This is a genomic window from Granulosicoccus sp. 3-233 (genome assembly GCF_052681095.1).
The window spans coordinates 83,978-107,212 of record NZ_JBQYLE010000008.1 but is presented as its reverse complement, the minus strand read 5'-3'; the positions used below and the strand labels follow the sequence as shown (position 1 = coordinate 107,212).

15 protein-coding genes are annotated in these 23,235 nt (G+C 59.0%); 13 read left to right on the top strand and 2 right to left on the bottom strand.

All coding sequences use genetic code 11. The features are described 5' to 3' along the window. Nucleotides 1–32: 32 nt before the first annotated feature. The gene (locus tag ACUNV4_RS20085; RefSeq protein ID WP_430880396.1) at nt 33–2,537 is read right to left on the bottom strand and encodes a penicillin-binding protein 1A; all 2,505 of its coding nucleotides are present in this window, start codon (nt 2,535–2,537) and stop codon (nt 33–35) included. Nucleotides 2,538–2,969: 432 nt separating this feature from the next. Between ACUNV4_RS20085 and ACUNV4_RS20080 the strand changes: the two genes are divergently transcribed. The 13 genes from ACUNV4_RS20080 (at nt 2,970) to ACUNV4_RS20020 (ending at nt 20,815) form a co-directional block, all read left to right on the top strand. Then, the gene (locus ACUNV4_RS20080; RefSeq protein WP_430880395.1) at nt 2,970–4,037 is read left to right on the top strand and encodes a pilus assembly protein PilM; all 1,068 of its coding nucleotides are present in this window, start codon (nt 2,970–2,972) and stop codon (nt 4,035–4,037) included. After that, complete coding sequence (locus ACUNV4_RS20075) at nt 4,034–4,603, top strand: PilN domain-containing protein (protein ID WP_430880394.1); 570 nt, start codon at nt 4,034–4,036, stop codon at nt 4,601–4,603. The genes ACUNV4_RS20080 and ACUNV4_RS20075 overlap by 4 nt, the downstream gene beginning before the upstream one ends. Then, nucleotides 4,593–5,225: a type IV pilus inner membrane component PilO gene (locus ACUNV4_RS20070; RefSeq protein WP_430880393.1), complete on the top strand. Its 633-nt coding sequence runs from the start codon at nt 4,593–4,595 to the stop codon at nt 5,223–5,225. Before ACUNV4_RS20075 ends, ACUNV4_RS20070 begins: the two co-directional genes overlap by 11 nt. Before the next feature lie 3 nt (nt 5,226–5,228). Further along, nucleotides 5,229–5,756, top strand: a complete 528-nt coding sequence (locus tag ACUNV4_RS20065) for a pilus assembly protein PilP (protein WP_430880392.1) — start codon at nt 5,229–5,231, stop codon at nt 5,754–5,756. 73 nt (nt 5,757–5,829) lie between these two features. Then, entirely contained in the window at nt 5,830–7,953 is a 2,124-nt protein-coding gene (gene pilQ, locus ACUNV4_RS20060) for a type IV pilus secretin PilQ (protein WP_430880391.1), read from the top strand. 248 nt (nt 7,954–8,201) lie between these two features. Beyond that, nucleotides 8,202–8,801 carry a shikimate kinase gene (locus tag ACUNV4_RS20055; RefSeq protein WP_430880390.1) on the top strand — a complete coding sequence of 200 codons (600 nt, stop codon included), beginning with the start codon at nt 8,202–8,204 and terminating at the stop codon, nt 8,799–8,801. Between the two features lie 147 nt (nt 8,802–8,948). Then, nucleotides 8,949–10,025: a 3-dehydroquinate synthase gene (aroB, locus tag ACUNV4_RS20050; protein ID WP_430880389.1), complete on the top strand. Its 1,077-nt coding sequence runs from the start codon at nt 8,949–8,951 to the stop codon at nt 10,023–10,025. Between the two features lie 155 nt (nt 10,026–10,180). Further along, the gene (locus ACUNV4_RS20045; protein WP_430880388.1) at nt 10,181–12,091 is read left to right on the top strand and encodes an AAA family ATPase; all 1,911 of its coding nucleotides are present in this window, start codon (nt 10,181–10,183) and stop codon (nt 12,089–12,091) included. Between the two features lie 215 nt (nt 12,092–12,306). Further along, on the top strand, nt 12,307–16,788 hold the full coding sequence (gltB, locus tag ACUNV4_RS20040) for a glutamate synthase large subunit (protein ID WP_430880387.1): 4,482 nt from the start codon (nt 12,307–12,309) through the stop codon (nt 16,786–16,788). Nucleotides 16,789–16,900: 112 nt separating this feature from the next. Further along, on the top strand, nt 16,901–18,616 hold the full coding sequence (gene dnaG, locus ACUNV4_RS20035; protein ID WP_430880386.1) for a DNA primase: 1,716 nt from the start codon (nt 16,901–16,903) through the stop codon (nt 18,614–18,616). Then, entirely contained in the window at nt 18,616–19,449 is an 834-nt protein-coding gene (locus ACUNV4_RS20030; protein ID WP_430880385.1) for a 16S rRNA (uracil(1498)-N(3))-methyltransferase, read from the top strand. Before dnaG ends, ACUNV4_RS20030 begins: the two co-directional genes overlap by 1 nt. Nucleotides 19,450–19,487: 38 nt before the next feature. Further along, a complete protein-coding gene (locus tag ACUNV4_RS20025) occupies nt 19,488–19,985 on the top strand; it encodes an LEA type 2 family protein (protein ID WP_430880384.1) in 498 nt (165 codons plus the stop codon). Further along, a complete protein-coding gene (locus tag ACUNV4_RS20020; RefSeq protein ID WP_430880383.1) occupies nt 19,982–20,815 on the top strand; it encodes an NAD-dependent protein deacetylase in 834 nt (277 codons plus the stop codon). Before ACUNV4_RS20025 ends, ACUNV4_RS20020 begins: the two co-directional genes overlap by 4 nt. Here ACUNV4_RS20020 and ACUNV4_RS20015 read toward each other — a convergent pair. Then, nucleotides 20,805–23,072, bottom strand: a complete 2,268-nt coding sequence (locus ACUNV4_RS20015; RefSeq protein ID WP_430880382.1) for a methyl-accepting chemotaxis protein — start codon at nt 23,070–23,072, stop codon at nt 20,805–20,807. The two genes, ACUNV4_RS20020 and ACUNV4_RS20015, sit on opposite strands and share 11 nt — an antisense overlap. Nucleotides 23,073–23,235: the final 163 nt, after the last annotated feature.

Below are 23,235 nucleotides of genomic sequence, written 5' to 3'. Positions count from 1 at the left end.
GCCGCATCCGGTCACGACTCCGCTGACTGACCTCAGAACAGCTGCTCGACCTCCTCGACCTTTTCACTGCGACTCTTGGCCATTGGCGCAGCTTCGCCCTCGGCCGATTCACGCGCAGCGGCAGCACGACGAATGGCGGCCTCGTCGGGCATATTGTCTTCCATGAACAGCTCCAGCATGGTGTTGTCGCCAGCGCCGGGCTCACCCGTCTTGCGATCGATGCGTACCGTGGTTATGCCCTCTGGCGGTGTGAACTCCTCTTCAGGTGTACCGGTAACCACATCGGCCATGAAAGTGGTCCACATCGGCAGAGCGGCAACACCACCGGCCTCTCCGCGACCCAATGGGTCCAGACCGTCCGAGCCGATCCAGGCCGCAGCCACCACTTCCGGGTTGTAACCGACAAACCAGGCGTCCAGCTGATTGTTGGTAGTGCCCGTCTTGCCGGCCAGATCGCCGCGCTGCAGCGCTTCGCCAGCACGACGAGCCGTGCCACGCTGCACCACTTCCCGCATCATGCTGGTCATCAGATAGGCATTGCGTTCATCGATGACTCGCGGCGCATCCACCGTGTCCAGCTGCACCTTCTTCAGTTCCAGACTGGCGGCTGCACTCTCCTCCGCCGTGGCATCTTCGTCCAGCAGAGCGGCCAGGCTCTCGTCATCCGCAGTGGCGGCTCCGCTGGCCGGCTCGTCCGCCCCGCCCTCGGTTCCCAGCTCGGAGGCCAGCGGGTTGGCGAACATCGGATCGCAATCGTCGCAGAAAACCACCTTGGGCGTGCTGTAGATGACATGACCACGCGGGTCTTCGACACGTTCGATGAAGTGAGGCGTCACCTTGTAACCGCCATTGGCAAAGACCGCAAAGGCACCACTCATCTCCATCGGTGTTACCGATGCATTGCCCAGCGCCAGCGACAGATCCGGTGGCAGATGCCCCGGCGCAAAGCCAAAGCGCTGGGCGTAATCCACGGCATACGGAATGCCGATTTCCCGCAGCACCCTGACAGACACCAGGTTTCTGGATTTCACCAGTGCTTCGCGCAAGCGCGTCGGACCGAAAAAGCGTCCGCTGTAGTTCGACGGCCGCCACTCACCTTCCAGGGCGCTGTCATGAAACACCACGGGAGCATCGTTATAGATGGTCGCCGTTGTATCGCCGGCATTCAGTGCCGCGGAGTAGATGAAGGGCTTGAAGGTGGAACCGGGCTGACGTCGTGCCTGCGTGGCCCGGTTGAATTTGCTGCGATAGTAGTCATACCCTCCCACCAGAGCGGTGATCTCCCCGGTATCGGGTTGCAGGGCAATGAAGGCACCTTCCACATGGGGCTCCTGCACGAACCTGACCGAACCATCCTCCAGCTGCTGCAGGGCAATCACGTCCCCCACCGCCAACACCTCGGACACCTGCGTGATCTCGTCACCTCTGGAATCGATGGAAATGCGCTGGCGCGCCCATTCGACATCCTCGAACGGCAACACATGCTCGATGCCGTTGGGCATCCGGACGGTGGCCGTATTGTCGTCGCCCAGAGACATCACCGCCGCCGGCACCAGATCGCCCGGGTTGGACAACTCTTCCAAAGCCGCCGACAGAGCCTCGGGGTCTGCCAGTGTTGCCTCCTCAAGCCGGGTGATGGGCCCGATGTAACCATGGCGACGCTCATAGTCGTACAGAGCCGTGCGCAGCGCCTTGTTGGCAGCCCGCTGCTGGTCCGAGCGAATCGATGTGAACACGCGATAACCGGCATTTGCCCAGTTCTTGCCGAACAGCTGCTCGACCCGTGATCGGGCCATCTCGCCCACGTAATCGGCTTCCACATCGGGTTCCGAAGAGTGCAATCGGGCTGTCACCTGCCTCGATCTGGCGTCTTCGTAGGTCGCCTGGTCGATCATGTTGAGCGCAACCATGCGGCCCAGGACATAATCCCGGCGAATCAGGGCCCGTTCCGGGTTGACAATGGGGTTGTATCGCGAAGGTGCCTTGGGCAGACCGGCCAGCATGGCGGATTCTGCCACTTCCAGCTCCGAGATCGGCTTGCCGTAGTAGACGCGCGAAGCTGCCGCAAAACCGTAGGAACGTGTTCCGAGGTAGATCTTGTTGATGTACAGCTCGAGAATCTCATCCTTGGCCAGCTCGCTTTCGATCTTGAAGGAGAGAAATATTTCACGAATCTTGCGATCGTAGGTGCGATCGTTGGTGAGGAAGAAGTTACGCGCCACCTGCATGGTGATGGTACTGCCACCCGGCCCCTTGCGACCCGTCTTGATGAGATAGAAGGCCGCGCGAGCCAGACCCTGCCAGGCCACACCGGGATGTGTATAGAACGTCTGGTCTTCTGCCGCAATGATGGCGTTCTTCAGGCTGTCCGGGACCTCGGAAATCATGACGGGTTCCCGGCGTTTCTCCCCGTATTCGGCAATCAGGTCGCCTTCGGCCGTGAAGATGCGCAATGGCAGCTGCAACTGCACTTCGCGCAGCTGCTGCACGTCCGGCAGGGTGGGAGCTATCGTGTAATAAAGATAACCAATTCCCATTGCGGCAAGTATTCCCAGCGACGCACCGGCAATGGCAAGCCACTTGAATATCCTGCCCAGCCATCCGCCACGGGAACCGGCGCGCCGGGAACGGCGAGAACGGCGCCCTGACCGGCGGTGACTGCGTCTAGAACCAGAGAATGAAGGCATTGACTCGCCGCTTAGGTAAGTGATTGCCCGAATTATATCAACTGGCCAGTACACGAAAGTAAAACTTGTCCGGCACTTCCGCAATATGCGCCTTTTCATCCAAGCCGTCGGATCGTACCCCGGAACACCGCCACTGGCGTGACAGAAGCTCGCTTCTGCCCGTCAGGTTGAATTTTGCTGCTAACAGCTACTTACGGAGAAATGTGAACCAGGTCGTGAAGTTGGACGGGAAAAACCTCGACCAGCCCTAAGGGATTTCACGGAATGGGCGCTAAACCTGACATGGCACTCAAATTATCATCCAGAAACGCAGGCCTCATCGGCCTGGACATCACCGCAACCTCGGTCAAGCTGCTTGAACTGAAGCCTTCGAAAAAAGGGTTCAAGGTCATGAGCTACGCCGTCGAGCCCTTGCCGGCCAATGCGGTGAACGAAAAGAACCTGCAGGACGTTGAGGCAGTGGGTGAAGCGATTCGCCGCGCCGTGAAACGTTCCGGCTCGCGAACCAAGGCCTGCGCTGTCGCCGTTCCCAGTGCCATGGTTATCACCAAGGTCATTCAGATGCCGGACGATCTGAAGGATCACGAGATGGATGCCCAGATCCAGCTCGAAGCGGATCAGTACATACCCTACGCGCTCGAAGAGGTGAATCTGGACTTTCAGGTTCTGGGCCCCTCCGAGGAGGCGAACGGCATGGTAGATGTCCTGCTCGCAGCGTCTCGCAGCGAAAATGTCGAAGATCGAACGGCAGCTGCGGAAATCGGCGGACTGGATGTCAAGGTCGTCGATGTCGAACCCTACACCACCGAAGGGGCCTTCCAGCTGATCAAGCACCAGCTGCCCCACGAGGGACAGGACCAGACCGTGGCCATTCTCGACGTCGGGGCCAGCATGACCAGCCTGTGTGTACTGCGCGACCAGCAACTGATCTACACCCGCGAACAACCCTTCGGCGGCAAACAGCTGACCGAGGAAATCATGCGCCGTTACGGTCTTTCCTACGAAGACGCAGGTCGCGTCAAGCGAGTCGGCGGATTGCCTGACAACTACGATCCCGAGGTTCTGACCCCGTTCAGGGATCTGATGGTGCAGCAGGCCAATCGTTTCCTGCAGTTCTTCTTTTCCGCCGACAAGAACGACTACGTTGACCAGATCGTGCTCGCTGGCGGGTGTACGGGAATACCCGGAGTCGATGAGCTGATCGAACAGCGTATCGGAACACCGACCGTCATCGCCGACCCGTTCAGCCAGATGACCGTTGCCTCCGACATTCCCACTCAACGCCTCAAGGGCGACGGACCGGCAATGATGATTGCCTGCGGACTGGCCATGCGAGGAGCCGATCAATGACACGCATCAATCTTCTTCCCTGGCGCGAGACCCATCGCGTCGAGAAGAACAACGAGTTCTATGTGGTGCTGGCGTTCTGCATGGCACTGGCAGCAGGAGTCGGCTTCGCCGGCTTCAAGTTTGCCGAGGACAAGGTCAACTTCCAGACCAAGCGCAATGAAAGACTCAATACCGAGATCGCCTTGTTGCAGGAAGAGCTCAAGGAGATCAAGGAGCTGGAGGAAACCAAGAACAATCTGCTGGCCCGGATGGAAATCATCCAGCAATTGCAGGGACAGCGCCCACAGATCGTTCACACCTTTCACGAAATCGCCACACGCCTGCCCGACGGCATCTTCCTGACCAGCATGAAGCAACAGGGTGAAAAGCAGCTGGTTCTGGAAGGCCGAGCCGAATCGAATGCCCGAGTCTCTGCATTGATGCGGCGCATGGATCGCAGCGAGTACTTCACCAGGCCACGCCTGGAGGTAATCGAATCGGACAAGGACGACAACATTTCCACCTTCAAGCTCAGCGTGATACAGGACAGACCGAAAACGGAACAGGAGTCTGACAATGGCATTTAGCGACACCATCGCCGAACTGCAGAAAATAGACGGCGAGGACTTCAAGCGTATCGGTACGGCCCCTGTTGCTCTGCGTGCCTTCCTGATCATTCTGGCCTGCGCAGCAGTCATCGGCGGCATGGCTCATCTGATGATCAAGCCGCAATTCGACAAGCTCAAGGTGGTCGAGGCACAGGAAATACAACTGCGGAACAAGTTTGACAGCGAACAGGCCAAGGCTGCCAACCGAACGGCCTATGTCGAACAGCTGGAAGAAATGAAGAAGACTTTCAACGTGATGCTGCGCCAACTGCCCAACAAGACCGATATCGAAAGCCTGTTGGTCGACCTGTCACAGACGAGCGTCGCCAGCGGCCTTGAAGTGCAATTCTTCAAGCCCGAAAGCGAGCTTCCGCGAGAATTCTACGCCGAGTACCCGATACGTATCAGCGTGACCGGGCAATACCACCAGTTTGGCAAGTTCATCAGCGGTCTGGCCGCCTTGCCGCGGATCGTCACCCTGAGCAACATCGACATCGCCGAACTCTCCCCCAGGAACAGTTCCAGAAATGTCAACGAATCCAGCAGGCTGAAGATGGATCTCATGGCGACAACCTACCGTTATATCGAGGAGGACGAATAGGCCATGCAACGGTTGAAACTCATACCGCTGTTCGCTTGTCTGAGCATGCTGACCGCCTGCGGTGGTGACATGTCCGACCTCGAACAATTCATTGTCGAGACCAAACAGGCTCATCATGGCAAGGTTGACCCCTTGCCCGAATTCCCGCCCTACCAGACATTTACCTACGATGCTCTGGATGTGCGAGATCCCTTCCGTCCACAGACCGACCTGAATTCCTCTCCGGTGGTCGCCGAGGCGGAGTACAACGGACCGCGACCGGAAGCATCACGACGTCGCGAGCCCCTGGAGAGCTATCCGGTGGATGCTCTGAAGATGGTAGGTCTGCTTCAGCAGAAGTCACAGACCTGGGGTCTCGTCAGAGATCCCGATGGAACGATTCATCGTGTACAGCCGGGGAACTATGCCGGGCAGAACCACGGCAAGATCGTAAAAGTATCTGAAACCAAGATAGATATAGTCGAGCTGGTGGCTGATGGTCTCAGTGGCTGGGTCAATCGCGATGCTCAACTCGCGATGTCTGAAGACTAGGATGAACACGGAGAATACGTTGAAAACTCAAGTCTGTGAGAAAACTCACCCCATCAGCCGGAACAGAGGCCGCATGACTGTCAGAGCCGCAAGCCTGGCACTGATGGCAGGGATTGTTCTGGCCTGCCAGCAACTGGAGGCTGCCAGCAACTCACTGGTCGATATCAGTCATGTCTCATTGCCGGGCAACAAGCAGCAGCTGGCCCTGACACTCAGTGGCCCTGCCGAAACGCCCAAGGCTTTCACGATCGACAACCCGGCACGCATCGCGCTGGATCTGGCGGATACCTCCAATGAACTGGATCAGCGTCGCATCGCCATCAGCTCCGGACTGCTGCAGAACGTCACTGCGGTGGAAGCTGGCGGTCGCACACGAGTGGTCATCAATCTGACCGCCCTGTCCCCCTACTCCACATCGGTACGTGGCAATCAGCTGCTGGTGACGCTCGATTCCGACGGCAACGCAGAGCCGACAGAGCCGGCGCAACTGGCCGCAGCCAATGGCGTCGAGGAAACCGGCCCGCTGCTGACCAGCGGACCGATCAAGCCGCGCAGCAATACCATTGATGCGCTGGACTTCCGGCGCGGTCCCATGGGTGAAGGACGCATCATGTTCAACCTCTCGTCCGCCGGTGTCGTGACCGACATGCGCCAGGAAGGTGGTCGCCTGATCGTCGAATTCCCCGACACACAACTGGCCGCCAAGCTGCAGAAACGCCTCGATGTCATGGACTTCGGCACACCGGTGCAGTTCATCGATGCCATTTCCAACAAGCGTGGCACCCGGGTGGTCATTCAACCTGCAACCCAGGAATTCGAACAATTGGCCTATCAGTCGGATGACATGTTCACCGTCGAACTCAAGCCGATGAGCAAGGAGGAAATCGAGGAAAACCGCAAGGCCAAATTCGGCTACATCGGCGAGAAACTCTCATTGAACTTCCAGGACATCGAGGTGCGTTCGGTACTGCAACTACTGGCAGACTTCACCGACCTGAACATCGTGGTCAGTGATTCGGTACAGGGCAAGCTGACATTGCGGCTCAAGAACGTGCCCTGGGATCAGGCGCTGGACATCATCCTGCAGACCAAGGCCCTGGGCAAGCGACAGGCGGGCAATGTCATCATGATCGCCCCTGCCGAGGAGATTGCCAATCGCGAACGTATCGAACTGGAAGGCATGAAGCAGAAGACCGAACTGGCTCCCCTGCGCACCGAGTATTTCCAGGCCAATTACGCCAAGGCTTCCGAGCTGGCCACACTGCTCCAGACCAAGGAAGGCGGCATGATGACCGAGCGCGGAAGTGTCACGGTCGACGAACGTACCAACACATTGCTGATCACCGACACCGTCGACCAACTGGAGAACATCCGGGCTTTGGTACACCGCCTCGATGTACCGATTCGTCAGGTCCTGATCGAATCCAGGATCGTCATTGCCTCTGATGCCTTCAACAAGGACATCGGTGTACGCTGGGGACTGAACCGCAACACGGTCAACCCCGGTGGCGACAGCACCGGTAGCGGGTTTGCATTGTCAGGCAACGCCAACGGCATCCAGGACCTGATCAATGGAGATACCGTTGACGACGGTCGCTTCAATGTCAATCTGCCTGGCAACAATGCCGCCGGTACACTGGGGGTTGCTCTGGCCAAACTGCCCTTCGGCACCTTGCTGGAACTGGAACTCTCGGCCATGCAGGCAGAAGGCACCGGTGAGGTCATCTCCAGTCCACGCGTCATCACGGCCAATCAGCATGAAGCCTATATCGAACAGGGGGTCGAGATCCCCTATCTGGAAGCCTCGTCCAGCGGCGCCACGTCGGTCTCGTTCCGCAAGGCCGTACTGGGACTGACCGTCACGCCGCAGATCACGCCCGATGATCGCATCGTGATGGATCTTAAGGTCAACAAGGATACCGTCGGTGAGATCTTCTCCTCCGGTTCCGTGCAGGTACCGAGTATCGATACTCGCGAAATCAGCACTCAGGTACTGGTGAACAACGGTGAGACGGTCGTACTGGGCGGCGTCTACGAGCAGACACTGCTCAACGAGGTCGACATGGTGCCCTTCTTCGGCAACCTGCCACTGATAGGACGCCTGTTCCAGCACACCACCAGCCAGGACGATAAATCCGAACTGCTGGTATTCGTGACACCCAAGATCATCAAGGAAAACGTGTCACTGAGTTACTGACCGACAGACCGTAACAGTGGATCGAGAACAAGGCCCCCGTCGCAAGACCGGGGCCTTTTTCATGCGCGCCGCATCAGTCCGATCCTGCCCCCGTCTGCCGGGCAACCTGTCCGATAGTGCCTGACCGGCTTCACCGAGCACAGCCCTGTCAGCCGGATCGGCCAATTCATCGGCCAGCATCACCGACCCGGATGATCTGATCCGCGTTTGTTATGTATCATGCAACGGTCCAAAACATCCTCTGCGCCATGACCAGCATTTTTCTAGTCGGCCCGATGGGCTCAGGCAAGAGTACCGTTGGTCGAGCCCTGGCCCGCAAGATCGGTTACCGTTTCGTCGACAGCGACCGCGAAATCGAAGCCCGTTGCGGTGTCGACATCCCCACCATCTTCGACTACGAAGGCGAAGCCGGCTTTCGTGAACGCGAAGCGCGCATCATTGCCGAACTGACAGTACTCCCCGGTATTGTCCTGGCCACCGGTGGCGGTGCCGTTCTGCGACCGGAAAACCGACAACACCTGATGTCCCGTGGTCATGTGCTGCTGCTGCAGGTAGACATCAAGGAGCAACTGCGACGGGTCGGATTCGATGCCAACCGCCCCTTGTTGCAGACACCCGATCCGGAAGCCCGGCTTCGAGCACTGATGGAAGAACGTGAACCAATCTACAAATCGGTGGCGGATGCCGAGATTTCCACCGATTCACGCCGGATGCATCACGTGGTCTCTCGCATCCTCAGGCATCTGAAGAAGGCCGACATCAGCCTGGACCCATCAGCCAGCAAGCCGGAGCTCACCGACCAGCAGATTGGCGGTTGCGAGCCATTGCGACGGCCCGAAAGCGAATAGTCCGACCATGGCAAGCCGCCCCTGTCGGTCGTCGCCTGCCTCGCCCCGGATTACTGGTGCATCACCAACCGACAACATGACTTGATCACTTGTCGGCTTGCATTACACTAGGCGTTCTTCCTGTTCACGCCTTACATGCTGCTGACCATGCAAACCGTCAATATCGATCTCGGACATCGAAGCTACCCGATCCATATCGGCAGTGGCTTGCTGGGACAGCACGGCCTGCTTGCCGGGCAGGTGCGCAGCAGGGCCATGATCGTCACCAACGAAACCATCGCTCCGCTGTACCTGGACAAGACCCTGGCATGTCTGGGTAATCTGCCGTCCTCCAGCGTCATTCTTCCCGATGGTGAATCGTTCAAGAACCTGGAAGAGCTGAACCGCATCTTCACCGCCCTGCTCGAGGAAAATTTCGATCGCAATTGCACGCTGATTGCGCTCGGTGGCGGCGTGGTCGGTGACATGACGGGCTATGCCGCCGCCAGCTATCAACGGGGTGTCGACTTCATTCAGGTGCCGACCACACTCCTGGCGCAGGTCGACTCCTCCGTCGGCGGCAAGACCGGCGTCAACCATGCACTGGGCAAGAACATGATCGGGGCCTTTCACCAGCCGGTGTCCGTGATCGCCGACATGGATACGCTGGCCACACTCGAGGAACGCGAACTGCGGGCCGGACTGGCAGAGGTCATCAAGTACGGCTTCATCATCGACAGTGACTTCTTCCGCTGGCTGGAGGACAACATGGACGCTCTGCTGGCGCGTGACACCAATGCAACCGGTGAAGCCGTGCGCCGCTCCTGCGAGATCAAGGCACGTGTGGTCGAAGCTGACGAACGCGAACACGGGCTGCGGGCGCTGCTCAATCTGGGCCACACTTTCGGCCATGCCATCGAAGCCGCCATGGGTTACGGGCGCTGGTTGCATGGAGAGGCCGTCAGTGCCGGCATTGCCATGGCGCTGGATACCTCGGTCCGCCTGCAACTGATCGATGAAGCCACCCGGGAACGCGGTCTGAAGTTACTGGTACGCGCAGGCCTGCCAGTCACACCACCCTCCGACATGACGCCCGAGACCTTTCTGCGCTATATGGCCCGCGACAAGAAAGCCAATGCCGGCGATATCCGGCTGATCCTGCTTGACAGCATCGGCAAGGCTCATGTCAGCGCCGATTACGATCAGCGCGCACTGCATGCGACTTTGGCGCATTTTGCGGGCTGAAGGATCCCGATTGACAGAAAAACCGCCCTGCTCGGGGCAGCCTGGGCTGTCAAGAGCCAATGACCGGTCAATTAACGGTCATTTACCCCCTGACATCCTGCGACCTCCCTCACGGTTATAGTAAGATCACGCATCCACAGTTCTAGTTGCCAAGCATGCCGTCACAGGACGCATCGGACATCCAGCAGCCCGCCCTGCTGTCTGACGTTACTCTATCCGCGCTGCAGCTGATCCAGCAGCCGTTCGGCCCTGCTGCGCCCGATTCGGAGACCTTCATCGACGATACCAGCCTGGAACAGCTGGGCGACGTCAAACAGGCACTGGTCAGCGGCGATGATCTGCTGCTGATTCTGGGCGAAACCGGGTCCGGCAAGAGTGTGCTGCTGCATCAGCTGGGTATCAACAGCGGGCAGAACATCCAGTGCTTCGCTGTCAAGGGCAGTCCCCGGTTCAGCACCCTCAATCTGTTCGCCGGCATGCTGGAGGCCTTCAAGCGCAAGCCGCCGGAGAGCCTCAAGGACATTCTGGACGAACTGCTCCCCTGCCTGCAGACCATGGTGGCGCGCAACACACTGAGCGCCATCGTGCTGGACGATGCCGATCAGATCAGCGAAACCGAACTGACTCAATTGCTCAGCAGCATGCTGTATGTCAACAGTCAGGATGAAACACTGATGCGCGTGGCGCTGGCAGCCCCCCCTGAATTCGAGGATCGCATCCCCGATCTGCTGCCCGAAGGTGCCGACCTGCCCTACTCCAGCCTGACCATCGAAGGCATGAACTCTGAACGGGCTGTCGAATACCTCTCTTTCCGTCTGCAGCAGGCCGGCTACACGGAAGAACTGCCTTTTTCCGATCAGGATCTGGACGATATCATCGCCCAGTCCGGCGGACTGCCTGGCGGCATTCACCCGGCCGCAGCCGACGTGCTCAACCAGCTGTACGACCCGACGATGCAACCGCCTCTGGAGGAATTGCACAGCGTCAGCAAGCCGCCCCTGCTGCAATCGCGCAATGCGAAGTTCGGGCTGGGCGCACTGGCCATTGCCCTCATTCTCGGCGGTCTGCTGATGTTCACCCCGGATGCTGCCGATGACGAAGAACGCTACGCGGACAACGCCGGAACCACGACACCATTGCCCACCAGCAGTCTTGGCAGTGGTGCCGACAACAACGAGCCAGACTCGAGCACGGATGACGTGATCGAACCTGCCGCAGAGCCTGCAGACGATATCGACGAGGACGCTCCGGGCCTGCGTATTGTCGAAGAGCGCCAGGTCGTGCCATTCACCTCGGAAGCCATCGAGTCCCTGGTCCCGGAAATCCCCAGCCCCTCCCGGTCTTCCACGGCAGCCTCCAGCGCAGACGACGCAGCCAACACGGCCAACGAGGCCGTCGATTCCGACCCGCTGGACTCCGCAGCAGAAACAGTGGCGACCAACGAGCCGGCGGGCAACGACCTGAACGATCCGGCAACCGATCCTGCCGCCTCAGTCACGCCAGCAGGCAATGACTCCGACCCTGCAGCCGGCAACGATCTGTCGGCAGACGGCCCGGCTGACACCCTCAGCGATGCCGACCTGCTGCCTGACACACCGGCTGACACACTCGACGAACTTCCTGACACCGCCATTGCCGAGCCGGTTCAACCGGTAGCGGAGGTGAACGTCAACAGCAACCCGGGCAACGATGCCGTGGGCGCAGCGACCCAACCGGCGAGCAACGACGAAACACCGGAGGTCGACCCCGAACTGGTCGATATTCTCGAATCCCCTACCTGGATCCTGGTGCAGGACTCGAGCAAGATCACGGTGCAGATGAGTGCCTCTCGCGACCGTCCGTCCATCGAGAGTTTTCTCAAGCGCAATCGCGACGTGCTGCCTGCTCCCAATTCCATCTACACCTTCCAGAGACGCGGTGAAACCTGGTATGCCCTGTTGCACGGACTCTATTCCACATTCGAGGAAGCTCAGAGCGCCGTGGAGCAGATGCCGGATTCCGCAGTGACGGACCAGCCCTGGATCCGCAACGTCGGACGAGTACAGGACGTGCTCAAGGCCCAATAGCCGTCAACCGCACCACGACGGTGCAAAATGGGCGCAACAACGCTTCGTTTCGGCGCATGAGGTGCATGGCAAACGGTGCAGAATAGAAGTTTTCTGCACTTGCCCGAGTTCGGGTGAAATCAAGTCCTCTCTGACTCGGTATAATGCCCGGCCGCCTGGCGAATTGCATCGCATATCGTCTCGCCCCTCGTTCTGGCTTATACCGGTCGAAAATTATGACGTATCTGGACAATCTGGCCGAACATGGCCTGTATCAACCCGACTTCGAGCGCGATAATTGTGGCTTCGGCCTGATCGCGCAGATGGACGGTCGCGCAAGCCACTGGCTCGTCAACACGGCGATAACCTCGCTGGCACGCATGACGCACCGTGGCGCCATCGGCGCGGATGGCAAGACCGGTGACGGCTGCGGCCTGTTGCTGCGAAAACCGGAAAAATTCCTGCGCCGTGCAGCGAAGGATGCCGGTATCGAACTGCGCAGTGAGTTTGCCACCGGCATCGTCTTTCTGAGCCGCGATGCAGACAAGGCCGCCGCAACCAAGAAAGTCCTGAGTGATCAGTGCAAGGCGCGTGGGCTGGAAGTCAACGGCTGGCGCGTCGTGCCAACCGATCTGTCAGCCTGTGGCGAGGAAGCCCAGCGCAGCGTGCCGGGCATCGAACAGATTTTCGTATCCGCCACCGAGGAAATGGATTCGGCCGAATTCAACCGTCATCTGTTCGTGGCTCGTCGCCGTGCGGAAATCGAACTGCGTGATGAGGACCCCGAGTTCTACGTCTGCTCTCTGTCCAGCGACGTCATCCTCTTCAAGGGACTGGTCATGCCCGAGTATCTGGCCACGTTCTACGTCGATCTCGAAGATGAGTCGCTGGAATCGTCCATCGCCGTCTTCCACCAGCGCTTCTCGACCAACACCCTGCCACAGTGGCGCCTGGCTCAGCCATTCCGCTATCTGGCGCACAATGGTGAAATCAACACCATTCAGGGCAACCGCAGCTGGGCCAATGCCCGTGCTTCCAAGTTGCGTTCTCCGGTTCTGCCTGAACTCAACGAACTGTTGCCACTGGTCAGCCAGTCCGGCTCGGACTCCATGTCACTGGACAACATGCTCGAACTGCTGATGGCCGGTGGTATCGACATCTTCCGCGCCATGCGCATGCTGATGCCGCCAGCCTGGCAGAACACCTGGGAGCTGGACTCCGACCTGCGCGCCTTCCTCGAATACAACTCCATGCACATGGAGCCCTGGGATGGTCCAGCCGGCGTGGTCCTGTCCGATGGTCGCTACGCCAGTTGCGTGCTCGATCGCAACGGTCTGCGCCCGGCCCGCTATGTCATCAGCAAGGATCGTCACATCACACTGGCCTCGGAAGTCGGTGTGCACGACTATCTGCCCAGTGAAATCATCAAGAAAGGCCGCCTGAAGCCCGGTGAAATGCTGGCTGTTGACACCCAGTCCGGTCGCCTGCTGCTGCCCCAGGATGTCTGCGATCTGCTCAAGCACCGCCAGCCCTACGCCAAATGGCTGCAGAAGAATTCACGTCATCTGCGTTCACGCCTGCGCGACGTGGCCCAGTCCACTCCCATCATGGAAGACAGCCAGCTGGCCATCTACGAGAAGATGTTCAACGTCAGCTTCGAAGAGCGTGATCAGGTGTTGCGAGTCCTGGCTGAAGGTGCCCAGGAAGCAGTCGGCTCCATGGGGGACGACACACCATTCCCGGTCATGTCCGAGCATGTTCGCCCCCTGTACGACAGCTTCCGGCAACAGTTCGCCCAGGTGACCAATCCGCCGATCGACCCCTTGCGAGAGACCATCGTCATGTCTCTGGAAACCTGTCTCGGTCGCGAAAAGAACCTCTTCCGGGAAACCCACCATCATGCCAATCGCCTGCTGGTGCGCTCTCCGGTCCTGTCCAGCGAAAAGTTCGAGACGCTGCTGGTCATGGACGATGAACCCGGTTATTCGCACTTCCGCATCGGCTTGCAATACGATCCCGAGCAGGAATCGCTGGAAGCAGCCATTCGTCGCATCTGTGCAGAGTCCATCAAGGCCGTTACCGAAGACCAGAAAGTGGTCATCGTGCTCAGCGACCGGGAACTGACCAGTGGCATGCTGCCGGTACACGCCTTGCTGGCAACCGGTGCCGTACATCGCGCCATGATCGACGCCGGTTGCCGCTGCGACGCCAACATCGTGGTCGAAACCGGCACTGCCAGGGATTCTCACCAGGTAGCGGTACTGGTGGGCTACGGTGCCACCTGCGTCTTTCCGTATCTGGCCTACGAGTCCATCCATGGCATGGCCCGTCGCGGCGAAGTCTCGTCCAGCGATGTCCCTCAGCTGGAGCAGAACTACCGCAAGGGCATCAACAAGGGCCTGATGAAGATTCTGTCGAAGATGGGTATCTCCACCATCTCCAGTTATCGCGGTGCCAAGCTCTACGAAATCGTCGGGCTGCATTCCAATGTGGTCAAGCTGTGCTTCTCCGGCACTACCAGTCGCATCGAGGGCATGGATTTCAGCGACCTGCAAGATGACCTCAGAATACTGGGTCAGGCCGCTTTCAACCCACAGGTGGGTGTATCCCAGGGCGGCTTGCTCAAGTACATCCACGGCGGCGAATACCACGCCTACAACCCCGACGTGGTCCAACAACTGCAGGCGGCCGTCACCAGCGGTAGTTATGATGATTACACCGTCTACCAGAAGACTGTCGACGAGCGGCGTCCGGCCATGCTGCGCGACCTGCTCGACCTGAAACCCGCAGGGCCTTCCATTCCACTGGAGGCCGTGGAATCGGTCGAGTCCATCCTGTCGCGGTTCGACTCCGCCGGCATGTCGCTGGGGGCGCTGTCACCGGAAGCCCATGAGACGCTGGCCGAAGCCATGAACCGGCTCGGTGGTCGCTCCAACTCGGGTGAAGGTGGCGAGGACAAGGCGCGTTACGGCACGCTGAAGATGTCCAAGATCAAGCAGATTGCCTCGGGCCGATTCGGTGTCACACCGCATTACCTGGTCAACGCCGAAGTCCTGCAGATCAAGATTGCCCAGGGTGCCAAGCCCGGTGAAGGTGGTCAGCTGCCCGGACACAAGGTCAACGAGATGATCGCGCGACTGCGTCACAGCAATCCGGGCGTTGCCCTGATTTCACCGCCTCCGCATCACGACATCTACTCCATCGAGGATCTGGCACAGCTGATCTTCGATCTCAAGCAGGTCAATCCGGAAGCGCTGGTGTCGGTCAAGCTGGTTGCCGAAGCCGGTGTGGGCACCATCGCTGCCGGTGTGGCCAAGGCCTATGCCGATCTGATCACCATCTCCGGCTACGATGGCGGAACCGGTGCATCACCACTGACCAGCGTCAAGTACGCCGGCTCTCCGTGGGAACTGGGCATGTCGGAAACCCATCAGGTACTGCGTGCCAACAATCTGCGCGACAAGGTGCGGGTGCAGACCGACGGCGGTCTGAAAACCGGTCTGGATGTCATCAAGGCGGCCATCATGGGCGCCGAGAGTTTCGGCTTCGGTACCGGCCCCATGATTGCCATGGGCTGCAAGTATCTGCGTATCTGTCACCTGAACAACTGCGCCACCGGTGTGGCCACTCAACACAAGGTGCTGCGCATGCGTCATTTCCACGGCAACGTGGAAAAGGTGATGAACTACATGCGTTTCGTGGCCGAAGACGTGCGCCGTCACCTGGCCTATCTGGGTGTTCGCAATCTGGCCGACATCATCGGGCATCCGGAGTTTCTGACGCCGGCCAAGGGCCAGACGCCCAGACAGCAACGACTCGATCTGACCCCACTGCTGTCCACAGGTGGCATCCCGGAAGATGCGCCACGCTTCTGCATGGTGGAACGCAATGTGCCGCATGACAAGGGTCTGCTGGCGGAACAGATGGTGTCCGACTGCAAGACAGCCATCCGCAAACAGTCCGGTGGGGATTTCCATTACCCCATCAAGAACATCAATCGCTCCATCGGAGCTCGCTTGTCCGGCGAGATTGCCAGAGTTCATGGTGATTCCGGCATGAGCGCCAACCCGATCAACATCCACTGCACCGGCACCGCCGGTCAGTCCTTCGGTGTCTGGAATGCCGGTGGACTGAACCTGTATCTGGATGGTGATGCCAACGACTATGTCGGCAAGGGCATGGCCGGCGGCAAGATCGTCATTCGACCACCTTCGGATGCCCGCTTCACGGGGCGTGACTCCACCATCGTGGGCAACACCTGTCTGTACGGTGCCACCGGCGGCAAGATGTATGCGGCAGGACTGGGCGGAGAACGCTTTGCAGTTCGCAACAGTGGCGCCATTGCCGTGATAGAAGGTATCGGCGATCACGGCTGTGAATACATGACTGGTGGCTGCGTGGTTGTACTGGGTGAAACTGGCGTGAATTTCGGTGCCGGCATGACGGGCGGACTGGCCTTTGTCTTCGATCGTCACAATGTCTTCGTCGATCGTTACAACCACGAACTCATCGACATCCATCGTCTGCATTCGGAATCCATGGAGCGTTATCGCAACTATCTGCAGACCCTGATCGAAGATCACGTGGCAGAAACCCACAGTAGCCTGGGACAGCAGATGGTTGACGATTTCTACTCTCTGGCTTCGCGATTCTGGATGGTCAAGCCCAAGGCAGCGGAGCTCAGCGAACTGCTGGCCACGCTCGGACATGCGGCCTGATCCGGTCTGAAAACCGGCGTGCACCACGGGCAGCCGCCCGTGGTGCACGCAGTTCACACAAGCACCGGTCTCGGCCTCGTCGCCGCTGTCCGGAAGGCGTATAGTTCTGCCAATGGCCGGGCAGATACCACAACATTTCATTGACGATCTACTTGCAAAGGTGGATATCGTCGACGTGATCGACAAACGCGTCACGCTGAAGAAAAGCGGCAGCAATTACAGCGCCTGCTGCCCCTTCCACAACGAGAAAACCCCCTCCTTCACCGTCAGTCAGACCAAGCAGTTCTATCACTGCTTCGGCTGCAGTGCCAATGGCAATGCCATCGGCTTCCTGATGGAATACGAAGGCATGCATTTCGTGGATGCCATCGAATCACTGGCTGACAGTGTCGGTCTGGAAGTGCCGCGCAATGCGCAGGCCAAGCAGGTTCGTGACGACAGCAAACCCCTGTACACGCTGATGGAATCCATCGCTGCCTGGTATCAGTCGGAGCTGCGCAAGTCGCCCGAGGCCATCGACTACCTCAAGGCTCGGGGACTGAGCGGCGAGACCGCCAAACGCTTCGGCATCGGTTATGTACCGGACGGCTGGGATGGCCTTCTGACCCATTTTCCCGGAGAAGAGGCCGCGATGCTCAAGACCGGCATGCTGATCCAGGGCAATGGCGGCAAACGCCCCTATCAGCGATTTCGCAAGCGCATCATGTTTCCCATTCGCGACCGACGTGGACGCGTCATCGGTTTTGGCGGACGAGTGCTCGACAATCAGGAACCGAAATACCTGAACTCGCCGGAGACGCCGCTGTTTCACAAGGGCAGCGAACTCTACGGCCTGTACGAGGCCCGCAAGGCGGCACAGGATGCCGCGGCCGCCATCGTGGTAGAGGGCTATATGGATGTCGTGGCGCTTGCCCAGCACGGTATCGACAACGCCGTGGCAACCCTGGGTACAGCCGCCAACCAGCAGCATTCCGAAGCCCTGTTCCGGGTGGTACCCAATATCATCTTCTGTTTTGATGGCGATCGTGCCGGGCGCGCTGCCGCCTGGCGAGCCCTGACGGCGACGCTGCCCTGCCTGCAGGATGGCCACGATGCGCACTTCCTGTTCCTGCCCGATGGCGAGGACCCGGATTCAGTGGTGAAAGCCGGAGGGGCAGCCGGATTTCGGGATCTGATGAGCACCCGTATTCCCATCATCGACTATCTGTATCAGCACCTGGCCAGTGAACTGGACATGACCAGTATCGGTGGCAAGGCAAGCCTTGCCGAGAAGACCAAACCACTGCTGGCCACGATTCCCAGAGGTGTTTACAAGCAGCTGGCCCTGCAACGACTGGAAGCCCTGATCGGTCTGTCGCTGGGTAGCAAACCGGCGACTTCCAGGGAGGCGGCAGCACCACAGCGGCCTGCCAGCCCATCCCGAACACCAAGCGGCAAGGACAGCGGCCTGACACCCATGAGCCGTGCTGTACTCCTGTGCCTGCAGTTCCCCCAGGTCGTGAGCACGGTACCGGCGGACGACTTCGACATCAACCCGCAATTGCCCGGTGCCGATGTTCTGCTCAAACTGATCGGCTATTGCGACAGTGACCCGCAGATGACAACCGCACGACTGCTCGAACGCTTTCGTGATGGCAGAAGCAACGATTATCTGGTCAAGCTGGCAACCAAACCCTATTACCCGGACGGAAGCGACATCGACAGCGAAGGCGCTACCCGTGAATTTGCCCACTGCATAGGCCGATTGCGCGAGCGTAGCCGGCAGACACTGGCCGACAAGGTCGAACTCTCGGCACGTACCGGCCTGCTCGGACTCAGACGCCGCTGATGAAGAAAAGTACCCGTTCCGCCCGCATTGCCCGCTTCCATCATCAGGGTGAGCTGCAGGCAAACTCACAGCTCACCTTGTCGAAGGCCGCCAGCCACCATCTGGTGACCGTACTGCGAACTCGCCAGGGCGACACCATCGAAATGTTCAATGGCGATGGTTGCAACTACCGGGCAATCGTGATCGATACCGGTCAGCGCTCAGCCGGCAAATGTGCCTTGCTGGAACTGCAGGAAGCGCGCCCGGCCGACACCGAGTCACCGGTGCGTATCAGCCTGCTGCAGGGCATCTCTCGCGGCGATCGCATGGACACCAGTATCCGCCAATCGGTGGAACTGGGCGTCAATCATGTACAGCCTCTGTACACCCGGCAGGCAGCCCGGGCCCTGGATGAAAAACGCACCGCGAAGAAACTCGAACACTGGCAAGCCATTCTGGTCAGCGCCTGTGAACAGAGCGGCAGAGCAAAGCTTGCCACGCTGGCATCACCGGTCACTCTGGAGCAGTGGCTGAACGAGCTGTCCAGCGGCGAGAACACGCATCTGCCCGAACACTGCTACGTTCTGGACCCGACCGCCACGGGTTCCCTGGTGACACACTTGCATGAATTACCGACAGACGCAGCATCTGTCGCTCACGAGGCATCACCCGGGCGGCGACCCGATATCGGCCTGCTCATCGGCCCCGAGAGCGGACTTGACCCCGATGAAATCCGCATGGCCGTCGAGGCCGGATTGACACCGGTCACCATCGGTCCACGCATCCTGCGTACGGAAACGGCGGGCCCTGCCTGCATTGGCATGGTACAGGCCGTGCTCGGAGACCTGGGGTAAGGTTGATGCTGGAATGTACAGACAGACAGGGAATCACAATGCAGACAGCCGCAAGGTCCATCATGCAACGCCATTTCAGACTATCGGTTCTGCTCATGCTGCTGGCACTTCTGCTGGCCGGCTGTCAGTCGATTCCCCGCAGCAAACCACTGCCCCCGGACGTCGAGATCGAGTCCATCCGAGCAGTCAAGATGAGTCTGAGCAGCCAACAACTCGCCTTCAGACTCAAGGTCGGCAATCCGAATGACTACGACCTGCCATTGCAGTACCTGAACTTCGTGGCAGCTCTCGATGGCAAGGAGCTGGCGCAGGGCGTCAGCAATGAACGCGTCAATCTGCCAGCACACGAGGACGCAACCATCGAAATCATGGTCAATACCCGGATCAACAAATTGCTTGGTCAGCTATTGCTGGCAACGGACAACAATGAACGAGAGATAGCCTACGACGTCAGAGGGTTTGTCAAGCTGTCAAACTGGCCAACGCGCATCCCGTTCAATGTCGACGGACTGGTCGATAATCCTGCCCTGCAATGACCGATTCAGACGATCTCAAGCTGCTGGACTTCGTCCAGCGGCATCCTCGCCTGTTCGTACTGACCGGTGCCGGCTGCAGCACGTCTTCGGGCCTGGGCGACTATCGTGACAGTCGCGGACAATGGAAGCGTCGTCAGCCCATCACCGGGCAAGTATTCATCGCCGATGAAGCCGCTCGCAAACGCTACTGGGCCAGAAGTTTCGTTGGCTGGCCGAGCTTCAGCCGTGCCAGGCCCGGACTGGCTCATCATGCACTCGCCAGCCTGCAGCAGGCCCACCGACTGACACTGCTGGTGACTCAGAATGTCGATCAGTTGCACCAGAAAGCCGGGCATGAAGATGTGCTGGACCTGCACGGTGTGCTGGCCACGGTCAGCTGCATTCAGTGCGCCGAATCGCTGAGTCGAGACGATTACCAGATACAGCTGCTGGCTGGCAACAGCTGGCTGGCATCACTGACCGCCGCTCATGCACCCGATGGAGATGCCGATCTGGAACCCGGGGATCTGCAGCAGATGTACGTGCCACCCTGCACGCATTGTGGCGGACTGATGAAGCCGGATGTCGTGTTCTTCGGCGAGAATGTTCCCCGCGCACTGGTCGAGCGAGCGATGGGCGCACTGGCCTCGGCCGATGCCCTGCTGGTGGCCGGCTCATCGCTGATGGTGTACTCCGGCTTTCGATTCTGTCGAGCCGCGCAGAACAACGGCCAGCCCATCGTGCTGCTCAATGACGGGATGACACGTGCCGACTCACTGGCGGCGCTGAAAATCGCAGGCGACTGTGGACAGCGGCTGCAGACCATGGCCGAGCAGCTGATCAATCATTGATCTGAAAGCGCGCAACAAGCTCGTCCAGTTCGACCGCCATTCGAGCCAGCTCATCCGTGGACGTCTGTACCTGATTCACTCCCGACAGCGTGCTGCGACTACCCTGTATGACCATCTCCGATGTGCGTGATATCTCCTGATTGCCGCTGGCAGCATCACTGGAATCCTGACTGATGCGCGAGGTGATATCGCTTTGCTCCTGAACCGCCTTGGTAATGGTGTTCTGGAACTGACTGATGGTTTCGATGATGTCGCGAATGTCACCGATCGCACGAGTTGCGCTGTCACTATCGCTCTGTATCGCCGTGACCTTGGAGGCGATTTCCTCGGTCGCCTTGGCAGTCTCTTTCGCCAGTTCCTTGACTTCATTGGCGACGACCGCAAAGCCCTTGCCCGATTCTCCCGCACGAGCCGCTTCGATGGTGGCATTCAACGCCAGCAGATTGGTCTGCTCGGCAATCGAGGTAATGACCTTGATGACGTTGCCGATATCGCCACTGGATACCGTCAGATTACGGACCTGGGCATCAGTACTGTGAGCGAGCTTGACGGCCTCGCGGGCCACATTGCCAGCCTCCGAGACGTTCTTGAAGATCTCCTGAACAGAACCGTTCAGCTCACTGGTAGCGCCCACTACATTGTCCACATTGTGCATGACCCGCCGGGCGGCATCGGTGGCCACACTGGCGTGATCTGCCGCCTCCTCGGCAGTCCTGCTGAGCTCATCATTGGTACGCTTGAGATGACCGGATGATTCCGACAGTACGGCAGCTCCACGCTTGGTCTTGCTGATGATATCGGTCAGCTGTGCCACGGTCTTGTTGGCATCCTGCTTCAGACGATCATAGACACCCTTGTATTCCGTACTGACCGTTTCGGTCAGATCTCCCGCGGCCAGCGCGCCGAAGACACGCTGCATGTCGCTGATCACCTGCTCATTGGTCTGCATCAACTGATTCATGCCGGCCACCAGCCTACCGAAGCTGCCACCCATCTCCCGGTCGTCGATACGTCGGCTCAGATCCCCCTGCACAGCCGCCTCCACCAGTTCCTGCACCTTTTCCTCATTGTTCAATTCTTCGGTCCGGTCGAACCATTCGGTGATGGTACCCAGGCGTTTCCCCTGCTCATCAAACACCGGGTTGACAACCAGTCTGATGGTCATCTTGCCAAAGCTGGTATTGACCACATGCTTTTCACGCAGCGAGTCGATGATTTCCCGACTCTTGACCGGATCGGCATGGAACAGATCCACGCTGCGTCCGATGATACCGTCGGCACGAAAATCGGGGTATTTTCGACGCACCTCCGATTCGGACTCGGCAAACAGTGTCTCGGCAGCCTTGTTCATGTAGATGATGTCACTGTTCTCGTCAGCAACCATCACCGAGGCAGACGCATTGTCCAGAGCCAGTTTCAGACGCAGTGTCCTGGCTGCAGTCTCCGCCCGATCGATACTCAATTCCCGCAATTTCAACTGCATCTGATGAACGGCGTTGTAGATCCCGGTATCGGCTCCAGCCTCGGGCAACATCTCGGACAGATCACCTTCGGCGATACGGTTCACGATGGTCAGAATGCGATCCGGTTCTCCACCCACCTTGCGTCTGACACTGCCAAATGTGGCCATCAATCCCAGTGCCAGGAGCGACAGCATCACCAGCATGACAATCGAGAATATCCAGGTAATGCGGTTGATCGCAACCAGGTGATCTTCGAGTTCGGTCTCTGTAGTTGCCAACTCCTCGGACATCCTTGCCTTCAGGACATCCAGCGCTCGAGCCGCAGCGGCATCACTTATTTCTGCTGCCTCTTCCTGGCCATGCAACCGGGAGTCTGTCTGAGCATGCGACTCGAACGATGCCACGGCCGTACTGAATTGTTCGAGAACCGACTCGATATCGTCCAGAGCTGCCGACTCGACCGGATCCATGGGCATGTCAGCATATTCAGACAGAGCGACTCGCGCAGCCACAATACTCCTTTCAATGTGATGCAGATGCTCGTCATCGTCGTGCTGCTGGAATTCCTCGAAAGCATGTGACAGGGATTCATCTCCCAGATAAAGCTGCAGGGTACCTATCAATTCGCCCTTGCGCTTGGGTCCGAACTTGTAATCTTCCCAGGATTGCAGTGACTCGGTCGCCTGCGCGTGGATATGGAAATTGGACGATACAATCCCGACACCGATAATCACCAGACCGGCGCATAGCAGCAGTCCGATGGATTTGAATGACAATGTTGTTGAACTCATCATGATGCTGCCAATTGAATCCGCACTGGAGTGAATCCGTCACCGTCCGGGCAAGGTTCTCGCCGAGTACAGCAGGAATCGGCATGGCACCATACGGCTTTAGGACTTACCTGTTTCAGATGCTGGCCTCCGATTCGGCATTCCTGTCATCTCCTGCGATACCTGC